This is a genomic window from Flavobacterium antarcticum DSM 19726, assembly GCF_000419685.1.
GTDB lineage: Bacteria > Bacteroidota > Bacteroidia > Flavobacteriales > Flavobacteriaceae > Flavobacterium > Flavobacterium antarcticum.
Genome location: NZ_ATTM01000002.1, coordinates 20,807 through 44,404, shown reverse-complemented (window position 1 = coordinate 44,404; position 23,598 = coordinate 20,807). Strand labels below are relative to the sequence as shown.

The 23,598-nt window shown below is 33.7% G+C and carries 19 protein-coding genes; 14 read left to right on the top strand and 5 right to left on the bottom strand.

The features are described 5' to 3' along the window. Window positions 1-59: 59 nt before the first annotated feature. From YWA_RS0103195 to YWA_RS0103165, 6 genes are all read left to right on the top strand, one after another. A complete protein-coding gene (locus YWA_RS0103195; protein WP_022827051.1) occupies window positions 60-926 on the top strand; it encodes a DUF4238 domain-containing protein in 867 nt (288 codons plus the stop codon). A 224-nt stretch (window positions 927-1,150) separates the two neighbouring features. Continuing rightward, on the top strand, window positions 1,151-1,666 hold the full coding sequence (locus YWA_RS0103190; RefSeq protein WP_022827050.1) for a hypothetical protein: 516 nt from the start codon (window positions 1,151-1,153) through the stop codon (window positions 1,664-1,666). A 341-nt stretch (window positions 1,667-2,007) separates the two neighbouring features. Beyond that, window positions 2,008-2,829 (top strand): SRPBCC family protein, encoded by an 822-nt coding sequence (locus YWA_RS0103180; protein ID WP_040472093.1) that lies wholly within the window; start codon window positions 2,008-2,010, stop codon window positions 2,827-2,829. 364 nt (window positions 2,830-3,193) lie between these two features. Continuing rightward, window positions 3,194-4,288, top strand: coding sequence for a porin family protein (locus YWA_RS0103175; protein ID WP_211214217.1), 1,095 nt, complete (start codon window positions 3,194-3,196; stop codon window positions 4,286-4,288). 166 nt (window positions 4,289-4,454) lie between these two features. Next, window positions 4,455-5,471 (top strand): tetratricopeptide repeat protein, encoded by a 1,017-nt coding sequence (locus YWA_RS15285; RefSeq protein ID WP_022827046.1) that lies wholly within the window; start codon window positions 4,455-4,457, stop codon window positions 5,469-5,471. A 10-nt stretch (window positions 5,472-5,481) separates the two neighbouring features. Next, complete coding sequence (locus tag YWA_RS0103165) at window positions 5,482-6,372, top strand: tetratricopeptide repeat protein (RefSeq protein ID WP_022827045.1); 891 nt, start codon at window positions 5,482-5,484, stop codon at window positions 6,370-6,372. A 28-nt stretch (window positions 6,373-6,400) separates the two neighbouring features. Here YWA_RS0103165 and YWA_RS0103160 read toward each other — a convergent pair whose 3' ends face one another. The 4 genes from YWA_RS0103160 to YWA_RS0103145 form a co-directional block, all read right to left on the bottom strand. Then, window positions 6,401-7,864 carry an oligosaccharide flippase family protein gene (locus YWA_RS0103160; protein WP_022827044.1) on the bottom strand — a complete coding sequence of 488 codons (1,464 nt, stop codon included), beginning with the start codon at window positions 7,862-7,864 and terminating at the stop codon, window positions 6,401-6,403. Window positions 7,865-7,870: 6 nt separating this feature from the next. Beyond that, on the bottom strand, window positions 7,871-9,157 hold the full coding sequence (locus tag YWA_RS0103155) for a glycosyltransferase family 4 protein (protein ID WP_022827043.1): 1,287 nt from the start codon (window positions 9,155-9,157) through the stop codon (window positions 7,871-7,873). 33 nt (window positions 9,158-9,190) lie between these two features. Continuing rightward, window positions 9,191-11,641, bottom strand: a complete 2,451-nt coding sequence (locus YWA_RS0103150) for a YfhO family protein (protein ID WP_022827042.1) — start codon at window positions 11,639-11,641, stop codon at window positions 9,191-9,193. A gap of 77 nt (window positions 11,642-11,718) precedes the next feature. Then, the gene (locus YWA_RS0103145; protein ID WP_022827041.1) at window positions 11,719-12,012 is read right to left on the bottom strand and encodes a DUF4834 family protein; all 294 of its coding nucleotides are present in this window, start codon (window positions 12,010-12,012) and stop codon (window positions 11,719-11,721) included. Window positions 12,013-12,145: 133 nt separating this feature from the next. On the opposite strand from YWA_RS0103145, the gene YWA_RS0103140 reads away from it, so the two are divergent. Further along, window positions 12,146-13,114, top strand: a complete 969-nt coding sequence (locus YWA_RS0103140; protein ID WP_022827040.1) for a transporter — start codon at window positions 12,146-12,148, stop codon at window positions 13,112-13,114. After that, complete coding sequence (locus YWA_RS0103135) at window positions 13,114-14,232, top strand: hypothetical protein (RefSeq protein WP_022827039.1); 1,119 nt, start codon at window positions 13,114-13,116, stop codon at window positions 14,230-14,232. Before YWA_RS0103140 ends, YWA_RS0103135 begins: the two co-directional genes overlap by 1 nt. A gap of 1 nt (window position 14,233) precedes the next feature. On the opposite strand, the gene YWA_RS0103130 is transcribed toward YWA_RS0103135, so the two are convergent. Next, window positions 14,234-15,769, bottom strand: coding sequence for a YifB family Mg chelatase-like AAA ATPase (locus tag YWA_RS0103130; RefSeq protein ID WP_022827038.1), 1,536 nt, complete (start codon window positions 15,767-15,769; stop codon window positions 14,234-14,236). Window positions 15,770-15,902: 133 nt separating this feature from the next. Here YWA_RS0103130 and YWA_RS0103125 point away from each other — a divergent pair, with 133 nt between their 5' ends. From YWA_RS0103125 to YWA_RS0103100, 6 genes are all read left to right on the top strand, one after another. Next, window positions 15,903-17,105, top strand: coding sequence for an NAD(P)/FAD-dependent oxidoreductase (locus YWA_RS0103125; protein ID WP_022827037.1), 1,203 nt, complete (start codon window positions 15,903-15,905; stop codon window positions 17,103-17,105). Window positions 17,106-17,130: 25 nt separating this feature from the next. Further along, window positions 17,131-17,508, top strand: coding sequence for a PH domain-containing protein (locus YWA_RS0103120; RefSeq protein WP_026718540.1), 378 nt, complete (start codon window positions 17,131-17,133; stop codon window positions 17,506-17,508). A 120-nt stretch (window positions 17,509-17,628) separates the two neighbouring features. Beyond that, window positions 17,629-18,729 (top strand): T9SS type A sorting domain-containing protein, encoded by a 1,101-nt coding sequence (locus YWA_RS0103115; RefSeq protein ID WP_022827035.1) that lies wholly within the window; start codon window positions 17,629-17,631, stop codon window positions 18,727-18,729. 99 nt (window positions 18,730-18,828) lie between these two features. Beyond that, window positions 18,829-20,130, top strand: coding sequence for an anthranilate synthase component I family protein (locus YWA_RS0103110; protein ID WP_026718539.1), 1,302 nt, complete (start codon window positions 18,829-18,831; stop codon window positions 20,128-20,130). A 24-nt stretch (window positions 20,131-20,154) separates the two neighbouring features. Further along, window positions 20,155-21,462, top strand: coding sequence for a tRNA lysidine(34) synthetase TilS (gene tilS / locus YWA_RS0103105; protein ID WP_022827033.1), 1,308 nt, complete (start codon window positions 20,155-20,157; stop codon window positions 21,460-21,462). Beyond that, entirely contained in the window at window positions 21,462-23,531 is a 2,070-nt protein-coding gene (locus YWA_RS0103100; protein WP_022827032.1) for a protein-disulfide reductase DsbD family protein, read from the top strand. The genes tilS and YWA_RS0103100 overlap by 1 nt, the downstream gene beginning before the upstream one ends. Window positions 23,532-23,598: the final 67 nt, after the last annotated feature.

Genomic DNA, 23,598 nt, shown 5'->3' with positions numbered 1-23,598 from the left:
ATTTTATTTAAAAAATTGTAAACTTGTGAAAGTTTATTATTTATTCTATACATTCATCTATGAACGTACCGCTAAATCATCATTACGTTTCACAAGTTCATCTTAAAAATTTTTTCAATCTTTGTGAAGGTAAAATTTTTGTTTACGATAAACTCAAAAATAATTTTTTTAGTAAAACAACAACAAAAACTCTTTTCAGCGAAAAATATTTAAATTCAAGGTTTAATAAAGGAAATGTTGAACATGAAAGTTTAGAAAATGATTTAAATAATCATTTTGAAAATGATTTTAGTAAACATTATCAAGTGATAATTTCATTTATAGAGCATCAAAAATTTACTATCCACGTTGAAGCTGCATTAACTTATTTTGCAAAATACGGGATAATTGCAGACATGAGAACTCCACGTTATAAAAAGCAAATAGACGATTCTCTATTTAATACCTTTAACGAGATTACCAAGAATGCAACTACAGAATTTAAGCAGCGAGTTGATGAAGTTTTTGAATTCAGAAAAGTTACCAAGTACAGTAATTTATTAGATTATTCAAAAACAGCTGACAAAATACTTGCCCTAATGGGAAATCTTATTTTTAATATTGAAATTCCAAAAGATGAAAATGACTATTATATAATTCCAGATATCGCTGCCGCAACATCAAGAGCAAAAATTAATAAATATTTTAATCCTGATATTGAAGAAATTGCTTATATCGGTATTCCGTTGAGCAGTAAAATTTACATTCATTTTCATTCTGAAAAGCTATTTGGCAAAAACAAGCCTGATTCTTGTATTTCTTATTGCAATTCAAGTACAGTGGAAAAATTTAATATGGCTAATCTGGATTATTCTCAAAGTAAAATTGCCTGCGAAAGTAAAGAATACTTGATAAACTTTATCGAAGAAACTAACATACAACGCTAGCGAGAGCGCTTCGCTTTTGACAATCACCACTATCCCAAGTCTCACTAATTACAATTAATCTTTAGAACCTGAATCACCCCAAAAACTACATTTAAAAAAATCTATTTCAGCATTACCATATAATCTCATTATCGTATAAAAACCAGCTCTCCGAAGTTTCGTTCCAATCCACCGCGCTCTGCGAATGTCTCTGACTTCTCAGCACATCAAACCACAATTAAAAAATGAATGCTGAATTTATAAATCAACCAATTTCTGGAGCATACGAAGAAAAGACTTTCGACTTAAATGCCCTTTCGAAAAGTCCAATATGGAGTTGGGCAAAATTTATAACAAATAACGGAAAGGAATGGGTTGGAGCATTTCCTGGTGAACCGAAAAAAATAGCAGTCGCAGAAAAAATAAATCAAGTTGCAGTACTAACAAGTGATGGCCTATATATTTTAGATATTGAGAAAAGAGAAGTTCTCTTTTACGACGAACAAACCGACTTGCAAATAATAGCTGAAACACCGACAAAAGAAAAATTTGTAGTTGCCGACTATTGTCAAATTGGCACAATGGATAAAAATTTCAACATAACATTCTTCGAACTGGAATATGACATTGAGAATGTAGAATTTGGAGCTTATGATGGAAATAAATTAGAAGTAAGTTTTGCAATAATGCCTAATTATTATATTGTAAACGGATTTTTAGATACCACAAATTGGAGAATTGAGTTATATTACAAGAGTTAACTTGTTTGACACCGCTATCGCGCGAATCCTTTCGCGTAATTTTGTAAATTAACTAATCAACTATCGGGGTTTACTACACTTAAATAACGATTTAAAACTCTGTTCGAAGTCGCAACCATTACTTTCTCTAAAATTACCAAACAATAAATTACGTTTACCATCACTTTTTTTTCTACGAAACCTTTCAAATTACAGACCTATTTCAACTTCAGTTTTATAAAACTTTACATCACTGTAATTTTCTAATTAAAAATTTATATTTTATTTATGATTATAGTTTTGATTTTGTTTAATTGTTTTATATTTTTGTTAAACAAATTTTACTAATTAAAAATTCAAAAATGAAAAATTTAAAAAATCTAATGATTCTATTTATGGGTGTAGCACTAGTTACATCTTGTAGCGACGACGACACCAACACATTCGTGGGTCAGAAAAAAGTGTTTGCACTAAGCTCAGTAGCTGTTCCTAGTATTTCTGGAACTGCAACGTTTATTGAAAACGCAGATAATTCTACAACAGTAGAGTTGAAACTTAATGGAACTCCTGATGGAGGAATGCATCCAGCTCATATACATTTCAATACTGCTGCGGAAGGTGGAGACATTGCAATCACTTTAGGCACAGTAAATGGCACAACAGGTTTCAGTACAGTAACATTTTCAAAGCTAGACAATGGAACTGCAGTAACTTTTGACCAAATTCTTGACTTTAATGGTTACATCAACGTACATTTAAGTGCAACAGAACTTGGAACTATTGTAGCGCAAGGAGATATCGGACAAAACGAATTGACAGGTACTTCAAAAGCGTATGTTTTAAATGAGAAAGATGTTCCGGGAATTAATGGAACTGCTACTTTCTTTGAGCGTAAAAACGGAGACGCACTTGCTGTATTAAATATTGTAAATACACCAGCTGGTGGAATGCATCCAGCACACATTCACATGGGAAGCGTTGCAACTTCACCTGGAGCTATTACATTTACTTTTAATCCTGTAAACGGAGATACTGGAATGAGTAAAACAAATGTGTCCAAATTAGACAATCAAACCGCTTTTGGATACAGCGACGTACTGACTACAAATGGATATGTAAATGTACATTTAAGTGCGGAAGCATTAGGAACAATCGTTGCTCAAGGCAATATTGGAGTGAACTAAACTTCCTTTTTAACTTTTTGAAGGCAAATCGAACCAACTAGGTTCGATTTGCCTTTTTTTATTTATATTAATTACTTTCTAAATGAAATGTACTGCTATTCAGTAAAATCAGTTTTACAATGATGGAAATTTGTATTATTTATTTTAGACAAAATAATAATCCGTCGCAATAAATGATTTAATTTGCACAAGTTTATAACAAGTAACTAAAAACCAACAAACCAGAAATTTACCACAGATGCTAAAAAAATTACTATTTCTTGTCACTCTATTCTTTTCGATGAGCAGTTTTTCGCAAATTATTTTTGAACAAGGCTATTACATTGATAATTCTAATCAGAGAGTGCAGTGCCTTATAAAAAATATGGATTCTAGAAAAAATCCTACTGACTTTGAATATCGTTTAACAGAAGAAGGGGAATCTAAAAAAGGAACGGTTAAGACGGCGTTAGAATTTGGGATTTCGGGCGTTTTTAAGTATGTCAAAGCAAAAGTAAACATTGACAAATCAAAAAATGATTTGACTAAAATGAGCAAGAATAATGATCCCCAATTTATTCAAGAAGAACTTTTTCTAAAGGTGATTGTTGAAGGCAAATCAACTTTATTTCAATATGTAGATGAGAACATAATAAGGTACTTTTACAGTAAAAAAAATGGGACGGTTGAACAATTAATATTCAAAAAATATTTGACAGCAGATAATCAAATCGCCACAAATAATGCATTTAGAGAACAACTTTGGAACGATTTAAAGTGCAGCAACTTCACAATAGATAAGGTTGAAAATATCAAGTACAACAAGAAGGATTTAGTTCGCTATTTTTCAGAATACAGCGCTTGCAATGATGTTGCATTAATTGATTTTGCACCAAAACAGAAGCGTGATTTCTTGAATATAACTTTCAGACCCCGCATTAATAGCTCTTCGCTGTCCATAGAAAATTCAATGACAAACAATAGAAGTGTTGATTTTGGTAATAAAGTGGGCTTTGGATTTGGTTTGGAAGCTGAATTTATTTTGCCTTTTAATAAAAACAAATGGTCCATTGCGGTAGAACCAACCTATCAAAATTTCAAGTCAGAAAAAACGACTGCTTCAGTTGATGTTGTTGGTGGACAGTTTACCACAAAAATTGATTACACATCAATAGACCTTCCGATAAGTTTAAGACATTATTTTTTTCTGAATAGCAATTCCAAGCTGTTTTTGAACGCTTCAATCGTACTTGATTTCAGTTCAAAATCAACCATTGATTTCACTAGAGCGGATGATTCGCTTCTTGATTCTCTTGAAATTGAAGCACATGATAATTATGCATTCGGGTTTGGATATAAATTATATGATAAGTACAGTGTAGAATTTAGATATCAAACGAGAGAACCATTATCCACTTACGCGTTTTGGGGTTCAAGCTATGGTACAAGTTCACTGATTGTAGGCTATTCAATATTCTAAGAAAACTTGTAATTACTTTACTTTTCTAGGGAAATACTTCTTCCACTGCTTATCAAATAACGCATTGATATCAATTGTATTTTCGTTTATCACAATCATTATTATTAAAGTTGGGAGATTTTCTTACGAAAGGATTTCAATTTCAATAAAAGCTAAATTAAAAACCATGAAAAGACTTTCATTCCTTATCATTCTTCTGATCTCAATCACTGCATTCAGTCAAGTTACAAAAGAGGACAAACCAGTAAATGGAGTAGAAAACAACGTTTTAAAAGAATCGTTTTCAAAAGAAAAGGCGTTAGCTGAAAACGTTGCTATAAGTTGCACGTGCATTGATTCTATCTCAATTCAGAATAAAAACGCAAAAGAAACGGCTGTTGAAGTAAAACACTGTATAGATAAACAAGTTGTTGGTTACCAAACTACTGTAAAAATAGGCGAATTATTAAATTCAGTGCAAGAGAATGTTGGAAGTATGAAGGAAGGAGAAAATTTAGAAATTACATTAGCGAACAATCCTGATTCAGAAGATTTTAAAAAGTATTATTACGAAATAGAGCGCGAATTAATGGCAACTTGTCCTGCAATAAAATCAGTTACAGCGATGAATAATAAGGAAGGCCAAAAATCGGTTTCTACTAATTCATTGGCAATTGCCGAATATAATAAGGGAAATGCATTTATCAGAGAAAACAACTATGAGAAAGCACTACCATTCTATCAAAGAGCAGTTTTGTTTGATCCAGAATTTGTATTTGCTTGGGATAATATCGGAATCTGCAACAGGAAATTAGGAAATTTTGACGAAGCGCTGAAAGCTTATAAAACATCGTTGAAATTAGATCCGAAAGGAATAACTGCATTGCAAAACTTGCCTGTGGTTTATATCAGCAAAAAGAATTACAAGAAAGCGATTGAATCGTATGGCGAATTAGAGAAAGTAGAACCAGATAATCCAGAAGTTTTTTATGGAAAAGGCGTCGTTTATTATCAAAATTTAAAAGATTATGAGAAGGCATTAGATAATATTTGTAAAGCCTATAATTTATACATAAGTCATAATTCACCTTACAGAACGGATGCCGAAAAACTGATTCAAAATTTATACAATGAGTTTAAAGCAAAAGATCAAATTGCAAAGTTTGATACAATTTTAAAAGCCAATAACATTTCTCAGAATTAAAGTACACCACATGAAAATCATTTTTACGATTCTATTTTTAGCGCTATGTAATCTTTCGATGTCACAAAATTTCCAGCAAGAATTTGGCGAAGCTTTCCGTGCAAATGATACTTTAGAACAGTTAAAAATTTTGAATTCTTGGGAAAAATCTTCGCCGAAAAACCCGGAACTTTTTACAAGTTTCTATAATTATTACTTCCGTCTTGCTAAAAAAGAAGTAGTCAGTTTAACGAAACAACAACCAGATGGCGAAAGTTTTGCTTTAAGAGATAGTTTAAACCAAACTGCTGGATACATGGGAAGCAAGATTTATTATGATGCTAATAATCTAAGAAATGCATTTCTAAAAATAGACAAAGGAATTACACTTCATCCCAATCGGCTAGATATGCGGTTTGGAAAAATTTATGCTTTAGGTACAGTTGAAAACTGGGAAGAATTTACGAATGAAATAATAAACACTGTTAACTATTCAAAAACCAATAGTAACAAATGGTTATGGACGAATAACGAAGAAAAACAAGATGGTAAAGGTTTTATGCTTTCGTCGATTCAAAGTTACCAACTGCAACTTTACAATACAGAAGATGATGCATTGTTAAGTAATATGCAGCGGATCGCTTCGTCAATTTTAGCAATTTACCCGGATAATATTGAAAGTATGTCAAATCTTTCAATTACTTATTTCCTGACGAAACAATATGACAAAGGAATTGAAATTTTATTAAAAGCAGAGAAAACAAATCCGAAAGATTACATTGTGCTGGCTAATATCGCTCACGGTTATAATCTCATTGGAAACAAAGCAAAGGCTATTGAATATTACGAAAAGACAATCTTACATGGCAATGACGATACTAAAGCTTTTGCGAGGGAAAAAATACAGCTGTTGAAGAAGTAGAAAATTAGCTGTTTTACACAAAATAATTTTACCTAACATACTTCTTCCACAATCCATCTACCAACTCATTGATATCAGTGGAAATTTTGAATCTGTAATTCAAATACACATAAGCAATAGTTATCAAAATTGACTTTAAAATGATATTAATCAATGGTTCAAAAGGAAATTCCCAAAAATAGAAGACCGCTAAAATAACTGCGATTATGCCAAAAGATTTTAATGTTGTAGGTCCAAACGGAAACAAATCCATTTTCTTTACAATGAATAAAAGCTTGATGGTATTGTAAAAAACAACTGAAATCAACGTTGCCAAAGCACTTCCGGTAATGCCATAAAGCGGAATCAAAAACATGTTTAAACCCACCATCATTAGCACAAGCACCACTCCAAAAAGTAAAACCATTCGGTAATACTTTGTATTTAATAAAATTGCGTTGTTGTTTCCTAAAATGACATCGTAGAATTTGGCTATTCCAATTAGGAATACCGCCATTAACCCACCGCTGTAATCGTCAGGAATAACGAGGTACATTTGATTGATGTTTAAAAAGATACCTACTAAAATCAAACCACCAAAAACCTGCAAGTTGATCGCGCTCTTTTTATATAAAACGTCCAATTCTTGCATTTTATTTTCGCTCATTAACTTTGCCGTAATGGGATAAATAATTTGCAACATCGCACGGCTTGGAACAGCAATTACAGTAGCAATAAAAATCCCAACTGAATAAACAGCCACTTGTTCAGGACCCGTATAATAAGGAATCATGAGCTTATCTAAATCCAATAGAAAAACTGCAACGCTTCCTGACAAGATGATAAAAAAGGAATAATTGAAGATTTCCTTCGTGTTTTCTGGTAGGACAAAATGAAATTTCGGCTTTTTTAAATAAACGGCATAACCCATCATGGCCAACATCTGGAAGCCGTAAGCAAGCGTAATTCCGTATATGAAAGTTGTAATTTCAATCATTTTGAAATAAACCATAAAAAGCAAACCTGTGGTAATGACACGGACGAAAACTTCACTGATAAAGTTTCCAAAAACCGACTTCATGTGGACTTTTACCCATGCATAAAAGATTTCAAAGTAGCCCATGAACAAGCCTATTATAGGAATCAGCCACAAATAAGGCTCCGCTAATTCATTTTTTGCTGGAAGTAATGAGATAATTAAATCATAGCCAAAAAAGGCGATGATAGAAATGGGAATAATCAACAGCAACGGCATTAAAAGCATGAAACTCATGAAGCGTTCCCGCTCCAATTCGTCTTTATATTTGGCATAAAATCGAATCAATGTGCTGTGAACGCCAAAAGCCATCAAAGGCATCATGACATTTCCAGCAGACAATAGAAAAGCTACAATTCCGTAATTTGTTTTGCCAAGAAAACTCGTGTATAAAAAAAGTGCATTTACAGCACCAATTCCGAAACCCAAATAAGTAACTGCAATGTTTTTAGCTGACTGATTTAATACAATTCCCATAAAAATTTACTTTTTGGAATGGATTATTTCAGCCAATTGTTTCGTCAAATTCTTCCGACTGTATTGTTGCAAACCTACCGCTTGTACTTTTAACGCATTGCTTTTATACTTTTCGTAGAACGCTAAAATCGTTTGTTTCAACTCATCATATTCATCGTATTGATGAAAAACACCCGTATTTGTAGATTTAATAATCTGTTCAAAATCTGAATTCTCAGGTCCTAACGCTAAAATTGGACGTTCAGAGACCATGTATTCAAATAATTTTCCGGGAATAATATTTTTCGTTGCTTCTGAATTAATTTCGATCAATAATAGAACCTGAGAAGATCGTTGTTGCGAAACGGCTTCATTGTGGGAAACATACCCAAGGTTATTAACAAAAGAATCCAATCTGAATTCCGAAATGGTTTCTAAAACCTCCTGACTAACAGATCCTATTAATTTCAATTGAAAATCACTTTTAAATGAAGGATTTTCCTTGATGATTTCTTTCAAACATTTCCATAAAATTCGTGGATTTCTTTGCGAAAGAAAGGAACCAATATGTGCTAATGTGAACTTCTCATCTAAAAGAAGTTTTTCAATTTTCTCGACATCGTACCCATTTGTAATCACGTGAACAGACTTCGTCGTAACCAATTGAAATTCCTTCTTAGTTGTTGCACTTGTAACCAAAATGGAATCAGCCGTATTCAGTACTTTTGATTCTAAATCGGTGTGTTTTTTTTGCGAACTTGCTGATAGTTTCAGTTCACTGTGATAGCCAATTGTCGTCCATGGATCGCGAAAATCAGCAATCCATTTTACGGCTAATTTCTGTTTCAGACCTAAACCTATTAAATGCATACTGTGAGGCGGTCCCGTCGTTATAATGGTATCAATTTTATGTTCTTGAATATACTTTTCGAGAAATTTAATCGAAGGTTTTACCCATAAAACACGAGCATCGGGAATAAAAGCATTTCCACGAACATACAGCAACATCTTCTGTAAAAAGGATTGTTTTCGTTCATTGGGAATAATTCCTGAACTGATTTTTTGAGTGTTTTTCTTTGAAAAAAAAGAAGCTAAACCATACGGTTCGAAGATTCTTTGCTTAATTACAATTGCTTTTGCAGAAACCTCTTTTTCTAACTCAAGATCTATAATGGGATACGTTGGGTTTTCTGGAACGTACACATGCGGTTCGATTCCGTTTTCAGGTAAATACTTGACGAATTTCAACCACCGCTGAACGCCAGGACCTCCGGAAGGTGGCCAGTAATAAGCGATGATGAGGACTTTTTTCACACGTCAAAAAATTAAATATTATTGAAAATCGAATTAGACTAAATTATTCTTGGTGCGTCTTTTATTTTCAAAATAAATTCCACCTGCAATTAAAAGTAACATTCCTAAACCACTAATCAATACAATTGTGCTTCCCGTTTTTACGACTTGCGGTTCAAATTTGAATTCTACCGTATGTTTTCCTGCAGGAATTTCTAAACCACGTAACGTATAATCGGTTCTGAAAATAGGCACTTCTTTACCATCAATTGTTGCAATCCATCCTTTCGGATAGTAAATTTCAGAGAAAACAGCTACGCCTTTGTTTGCGTTTTCAGTGGTGTATTTAATGAAATTAGGTTTGTATTCAATCAATTTTATTTGTGCCAAACTATCGCGTTGATACGAAGTCTCCGTACTAATCGTAAACTCTTTATTGTTAACAATAGCTTCATTTTTACTGTCAAATTTGTCTAAAGCTTTCATCTCTTCATCAGCAGAAGTAACAAATTTCACTGTTTTCACAAACCATGCATTTCCATTTGCTTTGTCGTTCAATGCGGGAAATTCTTGGTTTTTATCATCCACTTGAATCACGTATTTTGTATTCAACATGTTTAGGACTTCCATGTTTCCATTGTCGATTTGGTAATTGAAAATTTGATCCATTCTTCTTGGACGAACGGCACTATAACCCGATAATGACTTATGAAAATAAGAAGTTCGCGCTTGCAAACGACCATTGACTTCATATACTCGAAAGTGCGAAGTGTCTTCTAATATTTGCAAATCAGACTGTGTAGGTTGGAACGGCTCTCGAACCTCTCTAGCGGAAACAAACCCTGAAGTATCAACGTAATTACGGTCAACAAGTACTAAATCACCTACCATAAAAACACCAACTAAAACGACTGTCGTCACTTGTGATAATTTATCTTTCGTATAAAACCACAAGATTCCCAAAGCAACTACTATCAGAACCCCTGAACGAAGTAAATCTGCCGAATACATGTTTTTTCGGTCGTTGCGCAACGCATCTATAAACTCATTTGAAAATGTTGGATCACCAATTTGTGCAAACATTTGTTGCAAACGCGCGTCAATTGGTCCTGCAAAATCAAATAGGAATTTGGCGCCAAATAAAAGCACTACTACTCCAACTGAAACCATTGCTGTCTTTTTTAACCCTTCAAGTTGCTCCTTTTTATCGGCTTTGAAGAACGACTGCAAGCCCATTATTGCTAACAAGGGAATGCATAATTCAACGATCACTTGAATAGAAGAAACAGCTCTAAACTTGTCGTACATCGGAACCAGATCAATAAATATATTGGTTAGAAATGCGAAATTTTTTCCCCAAGAAAGCATTAATGTAAAAATAGCACCAATTAAAAAAGCATATTTAATTTTACGTTTATCAACGAACATTGCCAAAACGAAAAGCATAAAAACTACCGCACCAAGATACGCTGGAGCAGCAACGATCGGTTGGTCTCCCCAATAAGTAGCTCCGTAATTATGCGTAAAATCTAAAGCTTCATTTGGCGAAGCGCCTTTTTTAGATATAAATTCAAAAACGTGTGATTCCTTTCCAAGCTTTTCAGAATTTCCACCACCAAATAAACGTGGAGCAATTAGGTTTAAACTTTCAGCAATTCCATAACTGTATTCAGTGATATAGTCATAATCCATTGCAGAAGTAGTTTCGTTTTTACTTCCGTCCGGGTTAAAAGTCAATTCGCTTTTTCCACGCATACTGAAATCCGTATATTCAGCGGTTGCTAATAAATTCGTAGCATTCGCTCCAATAGCAAAGATTCCTGCAATAAGAAAAATTCCAAAAGCAGTTAAAAGTGGTTTGTATTCTTTACTTTTTATAAATTGGTAACTGTAGAAAATTGTGATGATAAGCAGTAAAATCAACAAATAATACGTCATTTGAAAATGATTCGCATTAATTTCTAAAGCAGCTGCAATCATTGTGAGAATTCCTCCAGCCACATATTTTTTCCTGAAAACCAATAATACGCCTGCTAGAACCAAAGGCATATACGCAATTGCATGGGCTTTTGCATTGTGACCAACCCCTAAAATGATAATCATGTAAGTGGAAAACCCGAAAGCTAATGCACCAAAAAAGGCTTTTAAAGGATCTACTTTTAAGACTAACAGTAAACCATAAAATCCCAGAAAGTATAAAAATAAATAATCGGCAGGTCGTGGTAAAAATCGTAAGAAATCATCTAAAGCACCTATGTAATCATTTGGATAATTCGCCCCCATTTGGTACGTTGGCATTCCACCAAACGCAGAATTTGTCCAAAAAGGTTCGGTATTTTCAGCAGCGCGAAAGTCGTTTTGCTCTTTTGCCATTCCTGTATATTGCACAATATCAGACTGCGACAATGCTTTGCCTTGCAAAACAGGATAAAAATAGAAAAGTGAGATGATTACAAATCCAAAAAAGGCTAAAAGATGGGGATAAAACTTATTCAAAAATTTCATTGATACAGCTTAAAATTAAGGTTTCCAACGCTATAATTCATAAAAATAATACTTTATGAAAATAGGATCATGCAAACTTACTCAATTTCTTCATAATCTACGTACTCTCCTACTTTTTTGGTTGATTTAGGATTATTCGATTTACCCGTTTCTAAAATAATTTCATCCTTAACGGAACGATTGGGTTGTGGATTATTATTATAATTTTGTTGAGCTGACTGGTATTGTTGTTTAAAAGATTCTTCCGCTTTTGAAACTACTTTTCGCACTACAATTGGAAAAAACAATCGTGCTAAGAATTTTACCACATAATAAGCAATTATGAGGTAAACGATTGTTTTTATTAATCCTGTTGAAGATGCTGTATCCATTTCTATACTAAAATTTTGACAAAATTATTTTGCAAAATTAGCCATTTTGCATTTTAAAAGTAAATTATCATTCATAAATTATTAATAAAATACAGTACTTTTGGGTTTGAATGCATTCAAAAAATTTGATATTATGACGAATCTACTAAAAAACGCACTCTTACTACTTCCCTTTTTAACCGTATGTTCTGCAAATGCACAATATACGGACGTAATAAATTCCAACCGACCTGGTGAATCTCAAGCTGCATTTTCAGTTGGACAAACTGTTTTTCAAGCAGAAACCGGATTTTACGGAACAAGAGAAGAACACAGTTTATTGGGTACCAAAACAAATGGTTTCGGAGTAGATTTAGCGTTGCGGTATGGTGCTTTTTTAGAACAATTAGAATTTAATATAGAATTAAAACACCAATGGGATCAATTTCAAACCGGTTTAGGAACAGAAAACAGAGGTGATTTTAAAAAAATAACTGTTGGAGCGAAATATTTGATTTATGATCCTTTTAAAAATTATGAGGAAAAAGTTAATATTCTAAGTTGGAAAGCAAATCATAGATTCAAATGGCGTCAATTTATTCCTGCTGTTGGTGTTTATGCAGGTGCAAATTTGAATTTTAACAGCATTTATTTACCTGAAAACGAAGCATCGATTTCTCCTAAATTGATGGTTATTACTCAAAATCAATTCAGCGGTGGTTATGTATTTGTAACGAATATTATTGCCGATCGGGTTACATCAGAATTCCCGAGTTATGGTTACATTGTAACTCTAACGAAAGGATTTAATGAGAAGTGGTCGGGATTTATTGAAAATCAAGGATTCAAAAGCGATTTTTATTCTGATTCTGTTTTAAGAGCTGGTGCCGCATATTTGATTAAAGAGAATATCCAAGTGGATGCTTCAATAGGAGGGAATTTTAAAGATACACCTTCGATATTGGTTGGCGGAATCGGTTTGTCCTGGCGTTTTGATAAAAATTACAAACCAATTTTAATCCGCAGTGGAAAAGAAGATGGAAAAGATAAGGACAAAAAAGATAAAAAAGACAAGAAGAAACGCAAGGACGAAGTAGAAACAATTGAAGTAGAAAAACCATAATGATAACGATAAAAGAAGCCAAAACTAAAGCTGAAATCACTGAATTTGTAAAATTCCCATTCGAACTGTATAAAAATGAGCCGAATTGGGTTCCACCCTTAATTAATGATGAGGTAAATTCGTTTGACAAACAGCAGAATCCATTGTTTGAAAATGCAGATGCACATTTTTATTTGGCCTACCAAAACAATAAAATAGTAGGTAGAATTGCGGCAATTATCAATTGGGACGAGGTCAAAACACAAGGGAAAAAGAAGGTGCGTTTTGGCTGGTGGGATGTCATCGACAATCTTGACGTCACAAAAGCGCTCTTAGAAAAGGTTTATGAATTGGGACAACAAAATAGTCTTGAATTCGTTGAAGGCCCGATGGGATTTTCAAACTTAGACAAAGTTGGCGTTTTAACTCATGGCTTCGATCAAATGGGAAACATGATTACATGGTACAATTTCCCTTATTATATTGAACATTTAGAAAAACTAGGTTACACTCCTGAAAAAGAATACATTGAAAGTATATTTCCGTTCTCAAATGTGAATCCCGCTTTATTTGAAAAAGCAGAAGTGCTGATCAAAAAAAGATATAAATTACATTCGAAAGATTTTACAAAAATCAAAGATGTGATGCCGTACGTTGACGAAATGTTTGATTTATTCAACAATGCGTATTCTGTTTTAGCTTCTTTTGTAGCCATCACTGATTTGCAAAAAGAGTATTTCAAAAAAAAATATATAAGTTTAATAAATCCGGAATACATCAAATTTATTTTTGATGAAAACAATAAATTGATTGCTTTTGGGATCGTAATGCCCGACTTCTCCGAAGCATTGAAAAAAGCGAATGGAAAACTTTTTCCATTTGGTTTCTACCACATGCTGAAAGCTAAAAAACACAGTAAAACAGTATTGTTCTATTTAATTGGAATTGCTCCAGAATATCAGAACAAAGGAGTTACGGCAATTATTTTTAAACAATACTACGACACTTTTACTCAAAAAGGAATTACGGATTGTATCCGAACACCTGAATTACTGGAAAACACTGCGATTCATGCAATTTGGAAACATTTTGATCCAATTATTAATAAACGTAGAAAAACGTTTACGAAGTCGCTTTAAATTACCCGAGCCAGCCGTCGCGGTCTAAACTTCGGTATTGAATTGCTTCGGCAATGTGGATTGATTCAATGTTTTGAGAATTCGCCAAGTCGGAAATAGTTCTCGAAACTTTTAAAATTCGGTCGTAGGCTCGAGCGGATAAATTCAGCCGTTCCATTGCGGTTTTTAAAAGTTGGTTTGAGGTGTCGTCCAAAGCACAATATTCTCGAATTTGTTTTGAAGTCATTTGAGCATTGTAATTGACTTTTTCTGAACTTTCGAAACGAAGGGTTTGTAATTCTCGTGCTTTCGTGACTCTTTCCCTAATTGTAACGCTTGATTCTGCTTTATTTTTATCAGAAAGCTTTTCAAAAGGTACGGGAGTTACTTCAATGTGAATGTCAATTCGGTCTAATAAAGGGCCTGAAATTTTGCTTAAATAACGTTGCATTTCATAAGGAGACGAAGTCGATGGAGCGCTTGGATCGTTAAAAAATCCACTCGGACTTGGATTCATACTCGCCACTAACATAAACGATGACGGATAGGTAATGGTGAATTTAGCTCTAGAAATCGTAACTTCGCGGTCTTCTAAAGGTTGACGCATTACTTCTAACACATCGCGTTTGAATTCTGGTAATTCGTCTAAAAATAAAACGCCGTTGTGTGCCATGGAAATTTCTCCTGGTTGAGGATAACTTCCACCGCCAACAAGCGCCACGTTAGATATGGTATGGTGTGGACTTCTAAACGGCCGTTGATTCATCAGACCCACTTCTTTTAACTTTCCAGCAACACTGTGAATTTTGGTTGTTTCCAAAGCTTCTTTTAATGTCATTGGCGGTAAAATACTTGGTAATCTTTTAGCCAACATTGTTTTTCCGGCACCAGGTGGCCCAATTAAAATAATGTTGTGACCTCCTGCCGCGGCAATTTCCATACATCTTTTTATAGATTCTTGTCCCTTGACATCGCTAAAGTCGAATTCTGGAAAATCTAACGTTTTGTAAAATTCTTTCCGCGTATCAAATACGGTTGGTTCAAGTGTACTCTTTCCGTTGAAAAAATCGATTATTTCTTTAATATTTTCAATTCCAAAAACGTTTAAATCAGAAACTATCGCTGCTTCTTTTGCATTTTGAATGGGTAGAAAAAATCCTTTATAACCTTCTTCCTTAGCTTTTATAGCTATTGGTAAGGCTCCTTTTATGGGTTGTAAACCGCCGTCGAGCGAAAGTTCGCCCATAATAATGTATTTATCGATTTCCTCTGTTTTCAATTGTCCTGAAGCAACTAATATTCCCATTGCTAAAGGTAAATCGTAAGCCGAACCTTCTTTTCGTAAATCGGCTGGAGCCAAATTGATGATGATTTTTTTTCCGGGTAATTCGTAGCCATTATTTTTTAACGCAGCGGCAATTCGGTAACTGCTTTCTTTAATGGCGTTGTCTGGTAAACCCACGAGGTGGTAGCCAATTCCTTTATCAATATTAACTTCAATGGTAATTGTGGTAGCTTCTACTCCAAAAACCGCACTTCCAAAAACTTTTACTAACATGGCGTATACTTTAAATTAATTTAAAATTAGTGATTTTTTCAACTCAAAAACTAATTTGTAAATATTTTCTTAATTTTTTTTAAATTTAGATACAAAGAGCAATTTTTAAATTAATTTTAAAATAAAAAAAACTATGGATTTAAAATCAGGATTGCCTTTTTGGCTCATAAAAAATGGTTTGTCAGAAAATTATAAACGTCTCGAAAAAGACATTGAAACGGAAGTGCTGATCATAGGATCAGGAATAACTGGTGCTTTAGTAGCACACTTTTTATGTGAAAACAACGTCAAATGTGTCATCGTAGACCGGAGAATGGAATCTACGGGAAGCACAACTGCAAGTACGGCCCAGTTGCAATATGAAATCGACATTTTCCTTTATGATCTAATTGAAAAAGTAGGAGAAAAAGAAGCAGTTAAAGCTTATAAAATGTGTTTAGAATCCATTTCAACTTTGGAAAAGATAATTAAAAAGCTAAAAATTAAGGTCGATTTTCAACGTGTTCCTTCGTTATATATTGCTTCCGATGCGAAAGGTAAAAAAGATTTAGAACTTGAATTTGAAACGAGAAAAAAACACGGTTTGCCCGTGGAATATTTATCGGAAAAGGAATTGGTGTCAAAATACGACATCAAACGAAAAGCAGCATTGTATAATAATGAATCTGCACAAGTAGATACTTATAAATTGTGTCAAGCAATTTTAGATTACCATCGCGAACATTCTGGATTAGATGTATACAGCCATACGGATATTAAAAAAATAAAATCAACGAAGGATTCCATAACTGCGACAACGGACAAGAAGATTTCAATAAAAGCTAAAAAAATTGTTGCCGCACCAGGATTTGAATCGGAAACTTTATTGGACGAAAAGGTAATGCAACTTCATTCTACTTACGTCCTAGTGAGTCAGCCGATGCATCCTGACGATTTATGGAACGAAAAATGTCTGATTTGGGAAACGGCTCGACCTTATATTTATATTCGGACGACGGTAGACAACCGAATAATGGTTGGCGGTTTTGACGAACCTTTCCAAAACCCAAAGAAACGAGATGCTTTGATGGACAAAAAGAACGAAGACATTTTAAAACGTTTTAAAGAGTTTTTTCCAAAAAGTAAAATAGAAATGGATTTTTACTGGTGCGGTACATTTGGCGAAACCAAAGACGGTTTGCCGTTTATTGGCGAACATAAAAAACATCCCAATATGTATTTTGCTCTTGGCTACGGTGGAAACGGAATTACTTTTAGCGTAATTGCAGCCGAAATGATAAAAGATATGTATTTAGGTAAAAATACAGACGAAAATATATTTAGATTTGACCGATAATACGCAACGTAAAAAAAAACAAACTATGGGATTATTTAATGCGATTTTAGGAAATGCTTCAGAAGCAAATCAGCAAGATGTGGAGAATGAATTTCGACCTTTATTAATTGAAGGAGAAGAAATTGAAGGCGCTTTTAAAGTTATTAGAGACATGTTTATCTTTACAAACAAACGTTTAATTCTTGCGGAGAAACAAATGGTGGGAACGAAAGTAGAATATTTGTCAATTCCTTATTCAAGTATCAAGAAATTCTCAAAAGAAAGTGCTGGAATAATGGATATGGATGCTGAATTGAAAATTTGGCTTTCCCATGAAGATTTACCCATTAAAAAACAATTTGGTAAAGGAGGCGATAATATTAATCAAGTTTATAAGATATTGAGCATGCATATTTTAAAGTAGTACTGCTTAAAATAGACCACAAATATTTAACTCGTAAAATTCTTATAAAAATTTAACATTTTGCGTATTGTTTGTTCATTTTTTTGATTATTTTTGATTCGAATTATAAAACTAAATAAAATGAAAAGAATTCTACTTACTTTAGCTTTGTCAGCATCGACAATTGCTTTTTCTCAAACTTTGCAAACGGAGAGTTTTAATGCTCTTACGATTGGAAACATTGGAACAGATATTACAGGTACTACAATTGGACAAGGAAGCTGGTTAACATTTTCTTCAGATGGTGCTGCACCAACAACATCAACAAATTCAGCAGCAAACAATTATCAAGTTGTTGCAACTGGAAATGGTTCGACCCAAGGATTACAAATTACAAGTCCTAATGGAGACAAAGGGCAACGTTTTATGTGGAAAGATGGTTTAGACGCTTCATGGGCATCAAGAACTACAGGAAATAACATCATTGAAGTAGAATATGATTTCTTCACAGGACCAGTAACGGACAGTAGAACTCAAATTGGAATGAGAGCTTATGGTGATGAGACAGTTGGAACAGTTGTTACTTCTAGAACAATAGTTGGTTTTGTATATACTACCAATACTAGAGTACTTGGTGGAGTTGCCTATTTAAAAAATGGCGCTAGTAATGGTACATTTTTAATAACTTTAGGAGCAACTCCTTTAATTTTAAATGCTAATACTTGGTATACAATTGGGTGTTCTTACAATACTATAACAGGAGAAACGATGTGGAAAACAAGTCCTACAGCAACTCCAAATGGATTACCTGCTGTAAACTGGATTCCAAATATGGTTCCTAATGAAGTAGATTTCGTTCAAGTGGTTGTAGGTGCAAATGCAACAGCTGTGCCTCCAGTACCTGCAAATACAGTAACTTCAAACATGTTATTTGATAACTACGTAGCTAGAGCTTCTGCAACAAATACATTATTAGGAGTGAATGATTTTGTTTCAGTTGAAACGAACGTTATCTCTGTTTATCCTAACCCTGCAACAGATTTATTAAACGTTGCAACGAATGGTTCTGACACTATTAACGCTGTTCAAATCGTTGACTTAAACGGTCGTGAAGTATTTACTAAATCGTTCAGCAATGTGTCTGATGCACAAATTAATGTAAATGACTTATCAGCTGGAATGTATTTAATCAACATTAAATCAGGTGACAAATCAGTAACTAAAAAGTTCTTGAAACAATAGTTTTAAAAACAACTTTATACTTAAACTCCTCAATCATTTGAGGAGTTTTTTTTTGTAAAATGTTTTGATGTAAATTTGAATTTTAAAACTGTACTAAAATTGAGAACTGCATTAACCCAAACTATTGAAAATCCAACGCTGCTGAAAAAGCAGTTGTTGCAATGGTCACAACAATTTAGAGAAATCATTTTTTTAGATTCTAATGAGAATGATTCTACCTACTCCTCTTACGATTGCATTGTTGCCGTTGACGCATTTACCGCAATTCAAACCGACTATACAAATGCTTTTGACGATTTAAATGTGTACCAAACCATCACAAAAGATTGGCTTTTTGGTTATTTTTCGTACGATTTGAAAAATGATACTGAAAAACTAGTTTCACAAAACAAAGACGAATTAGATTTTCCAGATTTGTTCTTTTTTCAACCTAAAAAAATTCTTTTTTTAAAAGGGAATCAATTAGAATTGAAGTATCTCAATGTTTGTAATGACGAAATGGAATCTGATTATCAAGAAATCATTCACTTCGAAATTTTAAAGCAGACTTTTCAAAATGAGATTTCCATTCAACAGCAAGTTTCAAAACCGGCATATATTGAGAAAGTAACTAAAATGCTTGATTACATCCAAAACGGAACTTTGTATGAAGCCAATTTCTGTATGGAATTTTTTGCACTAGAAACCATTATAAATCCTGCAGCAACTTTCGAATCATTGAATGAAATTTCAAAAGCACCTTTTTCATCTTTTTATAAGAATAACAAGCATTTTGCAATTTCAGCTTCCCCCGAACGGTATTTAAAGAAGATAGCAGAAAAATGTATTTCACAACCCATAAAAGGAACTTCAAAACGTTTTAGCGATCAGATCGAAGATAATTTAAGCAAGACAAACTTGGCAAATGATCCAAAAGAACGTGCTGAAAACATTATGATTGTCGATTTAGTCAGAAATGATTTGTCAAAAACAGCACAAAAAGACAGTGTAGTTGTGGAAGAATTGTGTCAGGTTTACTCTTTCTTGCAAGTACATCAAATGATTTCGACGATAAGTTCTTTAGTAAAACCAGAATTTTCAGCTGTAGATGTTTTAAAAACGACATTTCCAATGGGAAGTATGACAGGAGCTCCAAAAATTTCGGCGATGAAGATTATTGAAGAGTTGGAAGAGACAAAAAGAGGTTTGTACAGCGGTGCGATCGGTTATTTTACACCTGAAAATGATTTTGATTTCAACGTAGTCATCAGAAGTATTCTCTACAATGAAGCTAAAAAGTACGTGTCTTTTTCTGTTGGAAGTGCCATTACTTCAAAATCGGAACCTGAAAAAGAATACGAAGAATGTTTATTAAAAGCGCGGGCGATGCGACTGGTTTTAAATGACAAAGAATTGCTGTAACTATTAATTTTAGTACTTTTGAAAATGCATTCGAAATTCCACAACACACTTTTAGAACATTTCCCTGAAATCAAAACTAAAAAAATTCTTTTGGCGGTTAGTGGCGGAATTGACAGTATGGTTTTAGTCGATTTATTCCGTCGAAGTGAAATCAGTTTTGGAATCGCACATTGCAATTTTAAACTTCGAAATGAGCAAAGTGATTTAGACCAAAAATTTGTTGAAAAGTATTGCGACTCCTTTAACATTCCTTTTTTCACAACAAGTTTTGATACCCAGGCTTTCTCCAAAGATTTCAAATTATCCACACAAATTGCTGCACGAAAATTACGCTACGAATATTTTTACGAAATTCTTGAATCTCAAAAATATGATTTTGTTGCAACCGCACATCATTTAGACGATAGCATTGAGACGTTCTTAATCAATCTTTCTCGTGGAACAGGAATTGATGGTTTGACGGGAATTCCATTACAAAATGAAAAAACCATTCGACCCTTGTTGTGTTTTGATAGAAATGAAATCCTGAATTATGCGAATGAAAACAATATTAATTGGCGCGAAGACGCTTCAAACGCTACCGATTATTACATTCGAAATAAAATCAGACACCACCTCACTCCTATTTTACGGGAAATTAATCCGTCTTTTTCCAATTCGTTTCAGCAAACCTTAGAAAATTTGCAACAAGCAAAATCGTTAGTTTACGACGCTTCTCGAATTGTTTATAAAAAAGTAGTAGAAGATGAACTGGATTATAAAAAAATCAACATCACAGAATTAAAACAGTTGCCCAATTTTAAAGCGTATTTATATCAGTGGCTTCATCCGCTGGGATTTACGGCTTGGGAAGATATTAATAATTTGGCGGAAGCCGAAACAGGAAAACAAATTTTTTCTGAAAACTACCAGTTACTAAAAAATAGAAACTTTTTAATTATTGCACCAAAAAGTAAGGGTATTGATTCTGAGCTTCGTATTAATAGAGGAACGTCAGAAGTTAATTTTCACATAAAACTGCTTTTTTGTAAAATTACAAAACCTTTTTATAGCACAAATACGACTATATTTGTCGACGATGAAAAATTAAATTATCCTCTGACATTAAGACGTTGGAAAAGTGGCGATGTTTTTCAACCCTTAGGCATGAATGGAAAATCTAAGAAAGTAAGTAAACTTTTTAAAGACGATAAACTTTCACGCATCGAGAAAGAAAATGCTTGGCTTTTATGTTCCGGAACTGAAATAGTCTGGATTGTTGGAATAAGAGCTGATGAGCGATTTAAAATTAATAATGCAACCAACAACATATTACAAATTGATTTAATATAATGAGAAAATTAATCTATCTACTACTCGCTTTTTTTGCAGTGCATTCGTTATCTGCTCAAATTTTAGATCCTGTAAAATGGAAAACTAAAGTTATTCAAAAATCAGACACCGAATTTGAGTTAGTCATGGAGGCCACCATTGAAAATGAATGGCACGTTTATTCGCAATATACTCCGGAAGGTGGTGCACAACCATTAGAATTTACATTCAAAGATGCTAAGGGAAATTATACTACTGTAGGAAAAACAAAAGAAAGCCCGTACAAAAAAGTCTTTAATGATATTTTTGAAGTGGATGAATATTATTTTGCAAAAACAGCTCAATTTAAGCAAATTGTAAAAGTTACAAATCCAAATTTAAAAACCATAAAAGTTGACCTTTACTACCAAGTATGTAAAGAACAATGTATTCAGCAAGACAAAACGCTGACATTCAACTTACCACCTATAAAAATTACTGAAAAAGCAGCCGTTACACCAGCAGATAATTCGACTGTAGAAACTATAGTTCCTATCGCAGAAACTACTGTAGATACTGCAACGACACAAAATACAGAAGTTAAAGTGGAAGTTGCCTCAACGGAAAATGATGCAGTTGCACCAGTAGTGAAAGAAAAAAAATCAGAAGAAATTAATCTTTGGTTGCTATTTCTAGGAACTCTTTTCGCAGGAATTTTAGTAACATTCACACCTTGTGTCTTCCCTATGATTCCTATGACAGTAAGCTTTTTCTTAAAACAAAGTGCTGCTGGAGACAAGAAAAAAGGAAGAATGAATGCATTGATGTACGGTTTCTTCATCATCATGATTTATGTACTGATCTCATTGCCATTCCATATCTTTCAGAGCTTGAGTCCGGATATTTTTTATGAAATTTCTACAAATCCCTACTTGAATATATTTTTCTTTATCATATTCCTAGTATTTGCTATCTCGTTTTTAGGTGCTTTTGAAATAACAATGCCTTCTTCGTTAGCAAACAAAGTGGACAATGCCTCAAACAAAGGCGGTTTTGCTGGAATTTTCTTCATGGCATTGACCTTAATCATTGTTTCATTTTCATGCACAGGTCCAGCTTTAGGAGCTGTAATTGGTGGTGTTTTATCTACAGATGGTGGTGCAACATTACTGACAATTGCAATGCTTGGTTTTGGCGTAGGATTGGCATTTCCTTTTGTAATATTTGCTTTGTTCCCAAGTATGATGGGCAATTTACCAAAGTCAGGTGGATGGTTGAATACCGTTAAAGTTGTATTTGGTTTTATTGAATTAGCATTGGCGTTTAAATTCTTATCGATGGCCGATTTAGTTATGGATTGGCATTTGTTAGAACGAGAAACATTCCTTGCCGTTTGGATCGCAATTTTTGGAGGTCTAGCGCTTTATTTACTAGGAAAAATTACATTGCCACACGACAGTCCCCTATCTAATATTTCAGTGGGAAGACTATTATTAGGATTGCTAACACTTACCTTTACAATTTATTTGATTCCAGGTCTTTGGGGTGCCCCTTTGAACATTATTAGTGGTTTCCCACCTCCAATGAGTTACAGTGAAAGTCCTGATGGCGTAGGTTTTAAAAATGCAGGAGCTGCAAGTACAACAACCGGAACTTTACCAGAGCATGCACAATACGGTCCACATAATATTGTTGCTTTTCATAATTATGACGAAGGTTTGGCTTACGCCAAAAAAGTAAACAAACCCGTAATGATTGATTTTACAGGTGTTACTTGTGTAAATTGCCGTAGAATGGAAGAAAAAGTATGGTCTAAGCCTGAAATTTTATCCATCTTAAAGGATGAAGTAGTATTGATTTCACTGTATGTTGATGATCGCACTCCTTTGCCAAAAGACGATGTTTATACAACTGCAAATGGTAAAGAAATTAATACATATGGAAAAAAGTGGAGTGACTTTGCAATTACAAAATACAAAGCAAACATTCAGCCGTATTATATTTTAATGGGCCACGACGAAGAAAACTTGAATACTCCTGTAGGTTACACACCAGAAGTAGAAGAATATAAAATGTGGTTACGGGAAGGTATTTCAAACTTTAAAAAATAACCTATTATCATAATTAAAAAATGCACTGATGCTAAATTAATAGCGTCAGTGCATTTTTTTTATGTCT

Excerpts from the sequence above, each read along its gene's own strand:
- YWA_RS0103120 (WP_026718540.1), top strand. The coding sequence starts at position 17,131 with ATGGGATTATTTAATGCGATTTTAGGAAATGCTTCAGAAGCAAATCAG.
- YWA_RS0103195 (WP_022827051.1), top strand. The coding sequence starts at position 60 with ATGAACGTACCGCTAAATCATCATTACGTTTCACAAGTTCATCTTAAA.
- YWA_RS15285 (WP_022827046.1), top strand. The coding sequence starts at position 4,455 with ATGAAAAGACTTTCATTCCTTATCATTCTTCTGATCTCAATCACTGCA.
- tilS (WP_022827033.1), top strand. The coding sequence starts at position 20,155 with ATGCATTCGAAATTCCACAACACACTTTTAGAACATTTCCCTGAAATC.
- YWA_RS0103190 (WP_022827050.1), top strand. The coding sequence starts at position 1,151 with ATGAATGCTGAATTTATAAATCAACCAATTTCTGGAGCATACGAAGAA.
- YWA_RS0103130 (WP_022827038.1), bottom strand. The coding sequence starts at position 15,769 with ATGTTAGTAAAAGTTTTTGGAAGTGCGGTTTTTGGAGTAGAAGCTACC.
- YWA_RS0103180 (WP_040472093.1), top strand. The coding sequence starts at position 2,008 with ATGAAAAATTTAAAAAATCTAATGATTCTATTTATGGGTGTAGCACTA.
- YWA_RS0103165 (WP_022827045.1), top strand. The coding sequence starts at position 5,482 with ATGAAAATCATTTTTACGATTCTATTTTTAGCGCTATGTAATCTTTCG.
- YWA_RS0103175 (WP_211214217.1), top strand. The coding sequence starts at position 3,194 with ATGGATTCTAGAAAAAATCCTACTGACTTTGAATATCGTTTAACAGAA.
- YWA_RS0103135 (WP_022827039.1), top strand. The coding sequence starts at position 13,114 with ATGATAACGATAAAAGAAGCCAAAACTAAAGCTGAAATCACTGAATTT.
- YWA_RS0103145 (WP_022827041.1), bottom strand. The coding sequence starts at position 12,012 with ATGGATACAGCATCTTCAACAGGATTAATAAAAACAATCGTTTACCTC.
- YWA_RS0103100 (WP_022827032.1), top strand. The coding sequence starts at position 21,462 with ATGAGAAAATTAATCTATCTACTACTCGCTTTTTTTGCAGTGCATTCG.
- YWA_RS0103125 (WP_022827037.1), top strand. The coding sequence starts at position 15,903 with ATGGATTTAAAATCAGGATTGCCTTTTTGGCTCATAAAAAATGGTTTG.
- YWA_RS0103150 (WP_022827042.1), bottom strand. The coding sequence starts at position 11,641 with ATGAAATTTTTGAATAAGTTTTATCCCCATCTTTTAGCCTTTTTTGGA.
- YWA_RS0103140 (WP_022827040.1), top strand. The coding sequence starts at position 12,146 with ATGACGAATCTACTAAAAAACGCACTCTTACTACTTCCCTTTTTAACC.
- YWA_RS0103160 (WP_022827044.1), bottom strand. The coding sequence starts at position 7,864 with ATGGGAATTGTATTAAATCAGTCAGCTAAAAACATTGCAGTTACTTAT.
- YWA_RS0103115 (WP_022827035.1), top strand. The coding sequence starts at position 17,629 with ATGAAAAGAATTCTACTTACTTTAGCTTTGTCAGCATCGACAATTGCT.